Below are 13,929 nucleotides of genomic sequence, written 5' to 3'. Positions count from 1 at the left end.
CTGTCTTCGAGTCAACGGTTTTGCGTTGTAGTTCGGGGGGCGGGGGCGCATCGGATATCTTTTGCCGTGTCTTTCGCCGGTGGTTGAGGACGGGGCTGCTTTGCCGTATGCGTGACGGCGCGCCCCTGCATCCTGCAACTCGCGGCGCGTGAGGAGTGACGATGAAGATAGCTGTACTGGGCGGTGGTAGCTGGGGCACGGCCCTTGCGCATCTACTGGCGGGAAAGGGCGAGGACGTGCGCCTGTGGGTGCGCGACCCCGCTGTGGTCGAAGGCGTGAACCGCGACCATGAGAATCCTCGCTATCTCAAGGGGCTGCACCTGCATGAGGCGCTACGGGCCACCTGTGACGCGGGTGAGGCTCTTGAGGGGGCGGACATCCTGCTTTCCGTCGTGCCCTGCCAGCAGACCCGCACAGTGCTGCGCAGTCTTCGCCCACGGCTGAAGACCGGCATGGTGGTGGTCAGCGCCAGCAAGGGCATAGAGACGGACGGTCTGCGCACCGTGGGCGAGATGGTCGAAGACGAGCTTGCGGGGTTGGCACCCCGCTACGCTGTCATCTCCGGCCCTTCGTTCGCCGCGGAGGTCGTTGCCGGAATGCCCACCGCCGTGGTGCTCGGCTGTGCAGACCGCGACCTTGGCGGCACCTTGCGTGAGGTGTTCTCCACCCCGACGTTCCGCACCTACTCGTGCACCGATGTTCGCGGTGTCGAACTCGGCGGGGCGGTCAAGAACGTCATCGCCATCGCCGCAGGCCTTTCCGACGGCCTCGGCTTCGGCAGCAACGCGCGCGCCGGACTCATCACCCGAGGACTTGCGGAGATGGGACGGCTTGGCGTCGCACTCGGGGCGCGGGGGTCGACGTTCATGGGGCTTTCGGGGCTTGGTGACCTCGTGCTCACCTGTACGGGTGACCTGTCGCGCAACCGGCAGGTGGGGCTTCGTCTTGCCGAAGGGCAGGGGCTCGATGCCATCGTCGCGGGCATGGGCATGGTGGCCGAAGGCGTGAAGACAACCGAGGCTGTGTACGAGTTGGCGCAGCGTGAAGGTGTCGACCTGCCCATCACACAGGCCATGTACGCCGTGCTGCATGACGGGCGCGACCCTCGTGACATGGTGCAGGAACTCATGACACGCGAGCTTCGCGAAGAGTAAGGAGTCGAATGGCGTCCGGAAGGCTTCCGGAAGGTTTTCGATGTCAGGTCGTATTCAGGGCGCGTCTCCTTGCGGTGACGCGCCCTGCTGTCTCTAAACATTGGTGTGCAGACTGGACGGTCAGCGCGCGATGTCGGCCTTGCGTTTCTCAAGGTACAGGAAGCGCAGCCATTCGTACTCGAAAGGCGTTCCCGCATCGTAGTAGCGCAAGGGGATGCGCGAACGCGTGTCGACGGCTTCAAGCGCGGTGACACCCCATCGCAACGCGGTGGCATCGGCGTTGCCCGTCTCTTCGTACAGCGTGTCGTAGACCATGTAGCGCAAGCCGAAGTCACCGGCGTAGCCCGCCGTGTCTCGCACCGTGGAGGGGCCGAGTACGGGGAGTATGACATAGGGTCCCGCAGGCACGCCCCATACCCCGAGGGTCTGGCCGAAGTCCTCGTCCTGTGCATAGAGACCGGCACCTTCCGCGACATCGAACAGCCCCAGAAGACCGAAGGTGGTGTTGAGCGCGAAGCGTCCCAGCGTGATGGCGCTCTTGTCGAAACGCCCCTGCAACAGGCAGTTGGCGAAGGTGGGTATCTCGCCCACGTTGTCGAAGACGTTGCCGATGCCGTTGCGGAAGGGTTGCGGGACCACCGTCTCGTACAGGTCGACCACGGGCAGGAACACGTATCTGTCGAGTCGCGCGTTGAAGGCGTACATGCGACGGTTGTAGGCCTCGAGGGGGTCGTCGCGTTCGACCTGCGTGGCGGCGTCGCGCGGTGGGGCCTTATGTTCCGGGGCGTGCGTCACGGGCGCCGTGAAGGGCGGTGGCGGGGCGGCCCCGGCAGGGTTCTCCATGGTGGCGGCGCATCCGGCAAGGCCTGCTGCGAGCATGGCGATGGTCAGCCCCCGGACGAGGTGCGTCAGGACGAGGCGCGACAGGAGATGGCGGGCTGCGGGGCGCACTACGGCGTCCTGCGCCGAGGGGGTGGCTGGAAGGGCCGAAGGTGTCCACGCGGTCATCGTGCACCTCCGTCTGCGAGTCCGGAGTTCATGGCTGTTCCACTCGCCCGGGGGTTGCCGTACTCCGCGTTCATGAGGTCGACCATGCGGGTGGCGAACGGGCCGTAGTTCAGGTTGCCGCAATGCCCGCCCGTGGGGAACAGGGTGAGCCTGTCACCGAGAGTGCTCTTGAGATAGGCGAGATTGCCTGCGGTGAGGATGGGGTCGTCGGCGTTGCCGATGGCTCGTATCTTGGGGCTATGGGCAAGGAATCCGGTGATGGGTTCGAGGCTGCATGCCCGGATGACCGCCTCGCGCGTGAGGTCGGGCTGCCGTTGCAGCAGGAAGGGCAGCATGTACTCGTCGAGGTAGGTGGTGAACCCGAGTCCTGCCGCCGCCTTGAAATAGGGCATGAGGTCGTCGAAGGGGCCGGGCTGTGCATCCTTGGGGATGACATAGCCGGAACGGTGCAGCGCGTCAGAGGTGAAGATCATGGTGGCGGCGGTGAGGCGGAAAGAGAGGCCGATGACGCCGCGCATCTCGGTGGGGGAGGCCTCCACCTTCTGCGAGAACCGGTAGAGGAACTCGTCGTCGAAACCGACGCGCTCGCTCTTGCGATAGAAGTCCGCGAACTGGTCGAAGAAGCGGTCGAAGAGGTCTGCCGATGTGCCGCCGAGAGCCTCGGGCGACAGCCATGCGTCGAAGCGCGAGGCGGAGTCGAAGAGGCTTGCGGGCGGGTTGATCATCAGTACGCGCCGAAAGCCGAAGTCGCCCCGTTCCTCATCCATCTTCGCGAGGTAGGCCGCATGAAGTCCGCCGAGGCTGTAGCCCGTGACGGCTGTGCCCGTGACCTCGACGCGGCTGCGGACCTCCTCCAGCATCCAGCGCATGACGCGGTAGAGGTCGGCCACGTCGTCGGGAACGTAGCCTGCCACGCGGGTGTGCGACATGCTGACCATGAAGTTCATATGCGTGGGCGACGGCAGGGCCACGCAGTGATAGCCCGCGTCGTGGAAGAGGCGGGTGAGAAAGCGCATCTTGCCCGCGTTGTCGCCAGCCCCTGTGCCCGCGATGATGAAGACCAGCGGTGCGGGGCCGCGCTGGAGGGCCAGGGTGTAGCGCAACGACCTGTCGTACCAGAAGATGTCAGGAACTTCGCGACCTTCGATGCGGACTTCACGTCGCACGTCATGGGCGGGCAGACGCGTCTGGTGCTGGAGGCCCGGAGGGGTGCCGAAGACGGTGGCCCGCAGCGGGTCGGCTTCCGGGAAAGCGTAGGCTGTGCCGTCAGTTGCGGCGGAGACACCGGCAAGGGCTTCATCTCCATGGGTGAATGGCGCGACGGCGCAGAGCAGAAGTACGACAAGGAGGTGGAGTGCCAGTCCTCTCGGGCGGACTGGGCCAGCCGGGCCAGCCGGGACGGGCTGTCGTACGGCGTGATGATTCTGGGCAGGCTTCATGGTTCGTATCCGGTTTCGGGTGTTGCACCTTGGTAGCTTTTTCCGCGGATTCGCGCCAGTCCGGGGTGGCAGGGCGGGTACATCTTTGCCGCAGGGGATGTCCCGGGGGTGCCTCCTGCAGACCGTTGCGTGGTGAGGCATGACCACGGGGTCGAGGTCTGGCACAGACCGGCCTATGCCCGCATCATGGCGCAGGTCGCGCCTGTGCCCGATGCCACGATGTCCCAGCAAGAAGGGCCGTGGCGAACTGGTTCACCACGGCCCCTTGGCATCAGGTCAGACGCAGGATCATTCCACCGTCACGCTCTTGGCGAGGTTGCGAGGCTGGTCGACGTCCTTGCCGAGGTAGTCTGCCGCCTCGTAGCTGAAAAGCTGGAGGGCGGGCAAGGCGATGAAGGCCGCCAGCGGGCCCCATGCGGCGGGCACCACCCACGGATTGTCGACGCGCACTTCCACACCGGGGTTGGTCAGGGCGATGACCTTGCCGCGTCGTGCCTGCACCTCTTCGATGTTCGACTTCACCTTGGGGAAGAGGTCGTCGGCGAGGGCGAGGGCAAAGGTGGGGAACTCCGGGTCGATGAGGGCGATGGGGCCGTGCTTCATCTCGCCGGAGGCATAGCCCTCGGCGTGGATGTAGGAGATTTCCTTGAGCTTGAGGGCACCTTCGAGGGCCAGCGGAAAGCAGTGCCCACGGCCGAGGTAGAAGAAGCTGCGCGCCTTGGAGTAGGTGCGGGCCAGTTGCTGCGCCTCGTCACGCATGCCGGGGAGCGCACTCTCGAGTTGCCCCGGTAGCTTGCGCAGGGCGGAGAGGGCCTCGTGGCGCACATCGTCGGCGAGCGTGGCCTTGCGGCGGCCCCAGTAGAGGGCCAGCAGGGTGAGCAGCACCATCTGGCTGCACATGGCCTTGGTGGATGCCACGCTGATTTCGGGCCCCGCCTGCGTGTAGATGACCGCATCGGCCTCACGGGCGATGGACGACCCCACCACGTTGCACAGGCCCGCCACCTTCACACCCTTCTCGCGGGCGATGCGAAGGCCCGCCAGCGTGTCGGCGGTCTCGCCCGACTGGCTGATGACGAGCACCATGTCTTCGGGGTCGAGGAGGATGTCGCGGTAGCGGAATTCGGAGGCAATCTCCACGCTCACCGGCACCTTGGCCCAGCTCTCGAGCAGGTGCTTGCCCCACATGCCTGCGTGCAGCGAGGTGCCGCAGGCCACGATGTGCAGGCGCTTCGGCACGGGTAGGGCGGCGAGTTCAGGCAGGGTCACCTCTTCGCGGGCCCAGTCCACGCGGCCGGCGAGGCAGTCGGTGACGACCTTGGGCTGCTCGAAGATCTCCTTGAGCATGAAATGCTTGTAGCCACCCTTCTGGGCGGCCTGCATGTCCCACTGGATGTGGTGGACGGGCTTGTCGACCGCAGAGAGGTCGGCGATGCGCATGACCTTCCACGAATGGGCGTCGAGGCGGACAAGTTCGCCGTCTTCGAGGAACACCACGTCGCGGGTGTAGGGCAGGAAGGCGGGGATGTCGGAGGCCACGAAGTTCTCACCCGTGCCGACACCGAGGATGAGCGGTGCCGAAAGACGGGCGGCGTAGAGCACGTCGGGTTCTTCGGGGGTGGTGAGGGCCACGGCGTAGGCTCCGTGGGCCTGCCGCAGCGCCCATGCGAAGGCGTCGAGCGTGGTGGCTGTATGCTTGCGCCCCTCGGCGATGAGGTTCGCCAGCACTTCGGTGTCGGTCTCGGAGTGGAAGACGTAGCCCTTGGCGAGCAGGTCGTTCTTCAGCTCCTGATAGTTCTCGATGATGCCGTTGTGGACGATGGCGAGAGAACCGTCGTTGGATTTGTGGGGGTGGGCGTTGCGTTCGGCCGGTACGCCGTGGGTGGCCCAGCGGGTATGGCCCATGCCCGTGGTGGCCACGGTGTTGGGACATCCGGCGAGACGCTCTTCGAGGGCCGCGAGCTTGCCCTCGGCCCGGACGGTATTGAGTTCGCGATTCTGGACGAAGGCGACGCCTGCGGAGTCGTATCCGCGGTATTCGAGACGGCGCAAACCTTCGATGACGACGGGAACGGCGGGACGATGACCGGCGTAGCCGATGATGCCGCACATAGGCCAGAGCTCCTTGGAGGACGTGGCGCCCGCACGCGGTATGTGGCGCGGCGCGGGCCGTAGAGGTTGGCGGGGCGGCGACGCTGTGTCGCACGCCTTCTCCGCGACTGCCTCTTTAGCAGGTAGGGCGCGCCGTAGCAACAGTGTCGGAGAACGCTACATGCCCGGCCCGTGCATGTAGGCCCCTGAGTGCCCGCTCCTGCAGCCACCCCCCCCCCGCATCCTGAAATGCCCTGAAGGCCCTGTCTGGCTGTGCGGCCAGGGCCTGCCGATTCGGCCCGGCAGCCCCGTCAGGCCCGTCAGGCCCGACCGTCCCGATTTGACTCGGCCCGACTTGCCTGCGTGTCATGGGGGGGCGTTCCAGCTCGCCCGCGCAGTCCTCATGTCCCGTCCGCAAGTCCCCCCGCAAGCCCTTCGGCATGTTCATCGCCATGGCCTCCCGTGCCCGCCGAAGGTCCAGCGGTGCGCAGGGTTTTCGTGGGGTGCGCGTCAGGAGACTCCGCGTTCGCGCAAGTACGCCTCGTACTTCTTGTCCTCCTTCATGATATGGTTCACCAGCCAGTCGACGAGTCCGCGCAGTGTGGTCATCACCACCTCCGGGTCTCCGGCAGCCAGTTGCTTCTCCCATTTGAGAACGGTCTCGACGAAGCGGCGATGTATCTCCTTGTGACGTGTCGCTTCGGGGTAGGCATAGTCTGCGAAGAGCCTCTCCTCGTACCCGAAATGCTCCACGGCGTAGTTCTTGAGCGCGTCGAACACCTCCCGTGCCTTGTCCATGTCCCTGCGTCGTGCGGCCCGGTAGAGGTCGTTGATGTAGTCCACGAGACGCTTGTGCTGCGTATCGATGCTCGGCAGGTTGGCGAGGTCTTCGGACCATTTCACGAGCACATCCGCGTCACCCGTATCGGCCAGTACCGATACCCCCTCTTCGCCGGTGCTGATGACCTCGATCATGGAGAACAGTTCCTGTACTTGCGAGAAGATGTCCTCCAGTGTGCCTGCGAAGTGGCTCATGGAGGCGGCCGTGTCACCTGCGATGGCGTTCACCTCCTCCACGTTGCGCCCCACCATGGTCGCGGCCGCGGCCTGCTGGTCGCTGGCTGCGGCGATGGACTGCACCATGCCCGCCGTCTCGTCCACGCGGGAGACGATGTCGTCCATGACCCGGCCCGATGCCGTCGCCGCGTCCGCCGACGCTGTGGCTTCGCGCATGGCTGTCTCAACGGCGGCGATGTTGTCTCGGGTGTGGGTCTGTATGCGCGTGACGGCACTGCCGACCTCGCCTGTCGCCTGCATGGTCTTCTCTGCGAGTTTGCGCACTTCGTCGGCCACCACGGCGAACCCGCGCCCGGCGTCCCCCGCCCTTGCCGCCTCGATGGCTGCGTTGAGGGCCAGCAGGTTGGTCTGGTCGGCGATGTCGGAGATGACGGACATGACCTTGCCGATGCTGTCGGCCTCTTCACCGAGGCGGGCCATGGCGGTGTTGAGGCGTTCGATGCGTTCGCGGACCTGACCGATGGAGGCCACGGCCTCGCCCACTCCCGAGGCGCCCTGCTGCGCGTGCCCACGTGAAAGGTCGGCCTGTTCCGCCGCCCGCCGGGCATTGTCAGCCACATCGGAGACCATGGTGCGCATGGTATCCATGGCTTGCGCCGTGTCGTCCATGCGGTGGCGCTGCGTCTCGACGCCCTGCGTGATGGTGTGCACCTGCGCGGTGAGGTCGTTGATGGAACGTGAGACGTGTTCCGACACGCTGCGGGCCTTGCCTGCCGCCCCGGTCATGCGTTCCATGAGGCCCTTGATGCGGGTTTCGGATGCCCGGGCCTTGTCCAGCGCGGCCTGTGCCGCCTGTGCGCTGTCGGCGGCTTCCATGCCCTTGGCGTCAGCCTCATGGATGCGCATACGCAGGTTCTGCACCATGCTCTCGATGGAGTGGCGCATGGCGTCGAGTTCGGCCGGGTACTGCCCTTCGGGGCGCGCGTCGAGGTTGCCCGCGGCCACGTCTCCCGCGTAGACCTGTAGCCGTTGAAGCGGTCTGGAGAGAGCGCCCACCAGCGCTATGGCGATGCCCGACCCGAGCAGCGTGCCGAGGGCGAGCACCAGTAGCGTGCCCCAGAGCGTGCGCGCTTCGGCACCCTGTCGTGCGGCGGTTATCTTGCTGGCGGCAAGGAGGGCCTCGTCGATGTCGATTTCGGCGATGAGGCCGTAGTGGAGACCTTCCAGACGCAGTGGCTGCCATGCCGCGAGGACGTTCTTGCCGCGGTAGTCCCTGATGGTGGCCGTGCCCGACTCGCCACCGAGGGCCTTGCGTGCCGCCTCGCTGTCGACGACGACCTCGTCCGATGCCCCGGAGGCGGCGCGCAGCTTCGAACGCGGGTGCATGTCGGGGCCCACGAGGTAGGTCTCACCCGTGGTGCCAAGCCCCACCTCCTGCCAGCGTCCGTTCGAGGTCATGATGCGGTCGATGTTGTCCACGGGCATCTGGAAGGCCAGCACGGCCTGGCATGTTCCCCGGTCGTCGAAGACCGGTGCTGCTATGAAGGCCGCCGGAGCGTTGTAGCTGGGTTCGTAGGGGGCGAAGTCGGAGATGGATACGGCGTCGCGCCGTCCCTTGCGTCCGTTCTCCACCGCCTCGCGAAAGACCGCGCCCAGCCCCGTGTCGCGGTAGGGGCCCGTCAGCAGTGAGGTGGCGTAGTCCTTCTCCTTGAAGACCGTATAGACGATGACGCCGCTGGCGGCATCGATGATGAAGATGTCGTAGTAGCCGAACGTCGTCAGATAGTTGCGCAGTATGGGATGGTACTTGCGGTGCAGGGTGTTGTAGGTGGACGCCAGCGGGTTGGCGTCGAGGCGGTGCTTTTCGCCCAGCGGGTTGGGGTTGCCCGAAGGGTGCACGTACATCGCCTGCAGGATGATGCCGTTGGCATCTTTCGGCAGGTACGTTTCCGCAGGACGGGGGGCGTAGCCCTTCGCGGTGCGGGCATGGGTGGCGAAGGTCGGGTTGGCGAGATAGTTCGCCCCGGCATAGTCCTCGGTCAGCTTGCCTCGCAGTGCCTTGGCGTCGAGCGCGCCAGTGGTCTCGCCTTGCACCGTGAAATAGGCCGCACTCAGTGTCGTTGCGGCCTCACGGACGGTGAGACTCTCTGCCAGCGTGCGTGTCTGGTTGCGGATGCGTTGGAACAGGTCTTCGATGTGCAGGGCCTTGGCGCTGCGAATGCTCTCAAGCTGCCCGCGTGCCCTGTCCTTCATGGCTTCCACTGCAGTGTCGCCGATGCCGTTCATGCCGTCGTGGGCGAAGTACCAGTTGACTCCGGCTATGAGAGTGCAGGTCACGAACAGGGCAAGGATGAATCCGACCATGAGCTTGCGCTTGAGTGTCATCGTGTTCCTCCCCATGCGGGGTTACGGTCGCACCGCCTCGCAGGTGTGCGCGGTGGTCGGGCGGTACGCCGGGACGGGGTGTGGATTGGCATCATAGCACCGCAGGTTTGGGGCGACCAATGATAGGTTGCGCCCATGCGGGAAATACACGCAGGAAGGGGTGGGGCATGGGCCGCCGCGGCAAGGCGCGGGGTGCGTGCGGTGTCGTGTGCAGAGTGAACGTGACTTGTGGTGGTGCGCGTTGCCGGGGCACTGCGCATTCTCGCTGGCGGGATGCTGTTTGAAGGGGATCGCTGGCGGGATGCGCTGACCCGGCGGGACTTGATGGTGCCGGACTTCGTGATGCCGGACTTCGTGATGAGGGACGGCGGGCATGGGCAGAACAGGAGGCCGCGGGCTGCCCGCATGTCCGAGGATGAAGGGCCGCCACCGCACATGACGCGGCGACGGCCCCATGGCATTCAGGGGAAAGGTATCAGCCGCGCCAGAAGGCGGGCCACAGTTCGAGGAGACGTCGTAGCGCCTTGCCGCGATGGCTGCGGGCGTTCTTCTCGTCGCGTGAAAGCTGCGCCGAGTGGAGGCCTGACTGCGGGTCGATGAACAGCGGGTCGTAGCCGAAGCCGTTGTCGCCTTCCGGGGCGAGGGCGATGTGGCCTTCCCACGCACCTTCGGCGAAGACATGTCGTCCGTCGGGCGTGCAGGCTGCCATGACACAACGGAAACGTGCCGTGCGCCGTTCGGCGGGCACGCCGTCGAGTTCAAGCAGCAGCTTGGCGTTGTTGCGGGCATCGCGCGTGTCGCCGGGGAGGTCGGGCGTGTCGTCGGAATACCGTGCGGAATAGACGCCGGGGCGTCTTTCCAGCGCGTCGACCTCGAGGCCGGAATCGTCCGCCACGGCGACATGTCCGGTGGCTTCCGCCACGGCACGTGCCTTCAGCAGGGCGTTCTCCTCGAAGGTGGTGCCCGTCTCCTCTATCTCGCCCACCTGCGGAAAGGCGTCGAGGCCGAGTACGTCGAGCCCGTAGGCACGCAGGGCGTCGGCGAGTTCAGCGACCTTGCCTGCGTTGCGGGTGGCGAGCACGATGGTAGCCTTGGTCATGAAGCGTCCTTGGACTGGCGCACGCCGTGTGCGGGTGCGGTCGAGGTTTGGGGTGGGAGGCGCGTTTCAGTGGCCTTGCGCCGCACATCGTGGGCACCCTTGCGTGGTAACCCCATGTGCTGCGGGGGGCAAGACGTGGGGGGGCGCCGTGTCGCGGTGCGTGACCGGGGCTATGCCCGCCCCCTCTGCGGTGCGCGTGTGTGCTTGGCTGGGGAAGCTGACCCGCGGTATGCATGCTTGGCGCAGGACTCCACACGTGCGCCCCACGACCCGCGACCCAAGACCGGCAATGGGGCGACGGAAGAAGGACGACGGAAAAGAGGGCGTTGGACTGTGCACGGACAGGGGGGCATTCTGTCCCTGCTCCGGTGTACATCCCACGCGCCCATGCACCCGGCCCAATGGCCTCAAGGACAATAGGGTGCGCGGCCTGTGGTGTGTCTGCCGGCGGCCTGTCCGGTGAGGCGACCAGCCCCATGGCGGGGCTAGGTGCGTCCTGTTGGAGTTCCCGGCGAGAGAGACTCCCACACTATCTTGAGGGCCTCCATGCCTCAATCCTTGCGTGCGAACGGACAGGGCGACGTCGCCGACGATGCGGGGGCGGAGGCGGTCTCCGGCGGGGGGGGCGTGCCCGACGTCGCGGTCTCCGAGGTCTGTGCATCCCGGCTTGACGGGGAGCCCTGCCTGCCGGTCTCTCCGGGGGTGTCCTCTCCGGCAGGTCCGTTCGCGTGCGGGGGCGTCTCGCCTTCCGGCACGGCAAGTACGGGGGGCAGGAAGAGCGTGATGCGCGTGCCCTTGCCCACGTGGCTCACGAGGTCGACCTTGCCGCCCATGTCCTCGACGATCTTGCGCGTCATGGCGAGGCCGATGCCCGCCCCCTTCTCCTTGGTGCTGAAGAACGGGCTGAAGATGCGCTCGTGCATCTCGGCGGGGATGCCTTCGCCGGAGTCCTCCACCGTCACGAAGACATGGCTGTGCGTCATGCCGGTGCGCACGGTGAGCACTCCGCCACCCGGCATGGCCTCCTGTGCGTTCTTGACGAGGTTGATGAGACACTGCTTGATGAGTTCGGCGTCGCCGCGTACACGCGGCAGGTCGGCGGCGAGGGCAAGTTCACTGGTGATGCGCCGCGTGTCGAAGCCGAAGGCCATGAGTTCCAGTGTCTGGCGCACGACACCGTTGAGGTCGGCCTTGCCCGCCTTGGAGGTGGTGGGCCGCGCGAAGTTGAGGATGCTGCGCAGGATGTTGTCGAGTCTGCGCGATTCTTCGAGGATGACCTGAACCTTGCCCCGCGCGGTCTCGTCCAGCGTGGGGAGGCGCAGCAGCGAGTTGGCGAAGCCGCCGATGGCGAAGAGCGGGTTGCGTATCTCGTGGGCGATGTAGGTGGCCAGTTCGCCTATGGCGGCAAGCTTCTCGGATTGCTGAAGGCGCAGTTCCATGTTCGTGCGGTTGGTGATGTCGCGCCGCATCTCGATGATGCTGGTGAGGCGCCCGTTCTGGTCCTGCACGGGGTAGGTGTAGACGCGGAAGTAGCGGACGCGCCCCTCCTCGTCGACCTTGGTGTGGATGCGTTCGGCCTTGCGCCCCGTGGCGGTGGTCTCGCGGAAGGGGCAGCCGCCACGTTCAGGGGGGGCACAGAAATCCGGGCCGTCTATCTCCTTGCAGCATGCACCGACCCAGTCGTCCTTGGTGCCTCCCTTGCGTTCGAGGATGTTGCGGTTGAGGTCGAGGATATGCCCTTCGGTGTCGATGAGCAGGATGTCCTCATCGACCTGGTCGATGAGGGTGGCGAAAAGGTCGCGCGCCTGCTGCAACTGGACGTTGCAGCTTCCGCACATCCTTTCCGAGGCCATGACCTCGAGCAGCACCAGTGCCGAGTCCGGCCCCACCACCGAGACCCCGGGGGGGGCGCTGGCACGAAGCCCGTCCGTCAGCGAACCGTCGTCGGTGAGGTCGAGGATGAGGCGCAGGTCGGGGTGGCTGGCGAAGAGGGTGGCGGCGTCGCCGTAGCGGGGTAGTCCCTCGGCCAGCGGCATGGGCGGAAGGTCCATTCCGTGGGGAAGCACGACGGCAACGAGCTTGACCCACGGGAATGCGTCGGTAAAATCCCTACGGCGCAGGAAGGTGAGCATGGGGCCGAGTGGCCTGCCCGTTCCTGCCACCGCCAGCGGAAAGGGCCTGCGATCGTGGGATGTTCCGGTTGAGCGGTTCATGCGTACCTCCGTCGGGTGAGCCCTGAGGGTGTCCGTCCGAATGTGTACTTTCTTTCATCCTAGCCCGGAAAACGACATATGATAAGCGTTTATTCCATAAGCCTCGGCTGCCCCAAGAACAGGGTCGACACCGAGCATCTCCTGGGTTCGCTGGGCGTCGCCGTGCAGCCGGTGGAGCACCTGTCACGTGCCGACGTGGTGCTCATCAACACCTGCGGCTTCATCCTGCCCGCCGTCGAGGAGTCGGTGCGTACCATCGTCGAGACCATCGACGACCTGTCCGGGTTGCGCAAGCGCCCTCTGCTGGCGGTCGCCGGGTGTCTCGTGGGTCGTTACGGCGCCAAGGAACTGGCCTCTGAACTGCCGGAAGTCGACGTATGGCTGCCCAATCAGGACATCACGGCATGGCCCGCCATGCTGGCGCATGCCCTCAAGCTGGAGGGAGCCGTCACTCCCGGCAGACTCTTGAGCACCGGGCCGTCATACGCGTGGCTGAAGATAAGCGACGGATGCCGCCATAACTGTTCGTTCTGCACCATCCCGTCCATCCGGGGCGGACATCGCTCCACGCCTGCCGACGTGCTGGAACGCGAGGCCCGCGACCTTGTGGCGCAAGGCGTGCGCGAGCTCGTTCTCGTGGCGCAGGACGTGACGGCATGGGGTGAGGACATCGGCGCCCCGCACGGCCTCGCCACGTTGCTTGAGAGGCTGCTGCCCGTGCCCGGTCTTGCGCGGCTGCGGCTCATGTACCTTTACCCGGCGGGGCTGACGCGCGAACTGCTCGGCTTCATGCGCGATGCCGGGGCACCGCTGGTGCCGTATTTCGACGTGCCGTTGCAGCACGCACACCCCGACATCCTCTCACGCATGGGGCGGCCCTTCGCGCGCGACCCGCGCCGCGTGGTGGAACGGGTGCGCGACTTCTTCCCCGACGCCGCCTTGCGCACCAGCCTCATCGTGGGGTTCCCCGGCGAGACCGACGAACACTACGCCGCGCTGACCAGCTTCGTGGAAGAGACCCGTTTCACGCATATGGGCGTCTTCGCCTACCGTGCCGAAGAGGGCACTCCTGCTGCGGAGATGCCGGAACAGGTCGAGGACAGGGTGAAGGAGTGGCGGCGCGATGCGCTCATGGAAGTACAGGCCGAGATAAGCGAAGAGTTGCTCGCGGTCCATGAAGGCACACGGCAGCAGGTGCTCGTGGACGCCCCGCACGAGGAGTGGCCGGGACTGCACACCGGGCGCACGTGGTTCCAGGCCCCCGAGATAGACGGCATCACCTACGTGAGCGGCCCCGGCGTCGAACCCGGCGCGCTGGTGGAGGCCGACATCGTTGAGACCCGCACCTACGACCTCGTGGCCCTTGCCTGATGGCATGTCCGGCTGCGCGGTGGTGACACTGCCGCGGCCCGTGATGGGCGTGCAGGGGGGCGGGACATGACAGATGCCGTATGCCCGACGCCCCTCGTTGCGGGTTGCCGGTGAATGGTGCGGTTGCTGTTGTGTTCGCAGGGGCTTTCTGC

The 13,929-nt window shown here is 66.2% G+C and carries 8 protein-coding genes; 2 read left to right on the top strand and 6 right to left on the bottom strand.

Annotation, left to right across the window (positions count from 1 at the left end; translation table 11 throughout):
- Positions 1-161 precede the first annotated feature (161 nt).
- Positions 162-1,154 (top strand): NAD(P)H-dependent glycerol-3-phosphate dehydrogenase, encoded by a 993-nt coding sequence (locus DVU_RS14850; protein ID WP_010940417.1) that lies wholly within the window; start codon positions 162-164, stop codon positions 1,152-1,154.
- 120 nt (positions 1,155-1,274) lie between these two features.
- Here DVU_RS14850 and DVU_RS14845 read toward each other — a convergent pair whose 3' ends face one another.
- From DVU_RS14845 to DVU_RS14820, 6 genes are all read right to left on the bottom strand, one after another.
- Positions 1,275-2,162 (bottom strand): MlaA family lipoprotein, encoded by an 888-nt coding sequence (locus DVU_RS14845; protein WP_010940416.1) that lies wholly within the window; start codon positions 2,160-2,162, stop codon positions 1,275-1,277.
- The gene (locus DVU_RS14840) at positions 2,159-3,601 is read right to left on the bottom strand and encodes an alpha/beta fold hydrolase (RefSeq protein WP_010940415.1); all 1,443 of its coding nucleotides are present in this window, start codon (positions 3,599-3,601) and stop codon (positions 2,159-2,161) included. Before DVU_RS14840 ends, DVU_RS14845 begins: the two co-directional genes overlap by 4 nt.
- 288 nt (positions 3,602-3,889) lie before the next feature.
- Positions 3,890-5,713 (bottom strand): glutamine--fructose-6-phosphate transaminase (isomerizing), encoded by a 1,824-nt coding sequence (glmS, locus tag DVU_RS14835; RefSeq protein WP_010940414.1) that lies wholly within the window; start codon positions 5,711-5,713, stop codon positions 3,890-3,892.
- 489 nt (positions 5,714-6,202) lie between these two features.
- Positions 6,203-9,094, bottom strand: coding sequence for a bacteriohemerythrin (locus DVU_RS14830; protein ID WP_010940413.1), 2,892 nt, complete (start codon positions 9,092-9,094; stop codon positions 6,203-6,205).
- A gap of 475 nt (positions 9,095-9,569) precedes the next feature.
- Positions 9,570-10,193, bottom strand: a complete 624-nt coding sequence (rdgB, locus tag DVU_RS14825) for an RdgB/HAM1 family non-canonical purine NTP pyrophosphatase (protein WP_010940412.1) — start codon at positions 10,191-10,193, stop codon at positions 9,570-9,572.
- Between the two features lie 551 nt (positions 10,194-10,744).
- Entirely contained in the window at positions 10,745-12,406 is a 1,662-nt protein-coding gene (locus DVU_RS14820) for a two-component system sensor histidine kinase NtrB (protein ID WP_010940410.1), read from the bottom strand.
- 78 nt (positions 12,407-12,484) lie between these two features.
- Here DVU_RS14820 and rimO point away from each other — a divergent pair, with 78 nt between their 5' ends.
- Entirely contained in the window at positions 12,485-13,777 is a 1,293-nt protein-coding gene (gene rimO, locus DVU_RS14815; RefSeq protein WP_010940409.1) for a 30S ribosomal protein S12 methylthiotransferase RimO, read from the top strand.
- Positions 13,778-13,929: the final 152 nt, after the last annotated feature.

Source organism: Nitratidesulfovibrio vulgaris str. Hildenborough, from assembly GCF_000195755.1.
Lineage (GTDB): Bacteria > Desulfobacterota > Desulfovibrionia > Desulfovibrionales > Desulfovibrionaceae > Nitratidesulfovibrio > Nitratidesulfovibrio vulgaris.
Note: the sequence above shows the minus strand (reverse complement) of the source record. Positions and strands in the feature narration are given on the sequence as shown.

Bases quoted from the DNA above. Each gene is read 5' to 3' on its own strand.
- DVU_RS14840 (WP_010940415.1), bottom strand. From the start codon at position 3,601: ATGAAGCCTGCCCAGAATCATCACGCCGTACGACAGCCCGTCCCGGCT.
- rdgB (WP_010940412.1), bottom strand. From the start codon at position 10,193: ATGACCAAGGCTACCATCGTGCTCGCCACCCGCAACGCAGGCAAGGTC.
- rimO (WP_010940409.1), top strand. From the start codon at position 12,485: ATGATAAGCGTTTATTCCATAAGCCTCGGCTGCCCCAAGAACAGGGTC.
- DVU_RS14830 (WP_010940413.1), bottom strand. From the start codon at position 9,094: ATGACACTCAAGCGCAAGCTCATGGTCGGATTCATCCTTGCCCTGTTC.
- glmS (WP_010940414.1), bottom strand. From the start codon at position 5,713: ATGTGCGGCATCATCGGCTACGCCGGTCATCGTCCCGCCGTTCCCGTC.
- DVU_RS14845 (WP_010940416.1), bottom strand. From the start codon at position 2,162: ATGACCGCGTGGACACCTTCGGCCCTTCCAGCCACCCCCTCGGCGCAG.
- DVU_RS14850 (WP_010940417.1), top strand. From the start codon at position 162: ATGAAGATAGCTGTACTGGGCGGTGGTAGCTGGGGCACGGCCCTTGCG.
- DVU_RS14820 (WP_010940410.1), bottom strand. From the start codon at position 12,406: ATGAACCGCTCAACCGGAACATCCCACGATCGCAGGCCCTTTCCGCTG.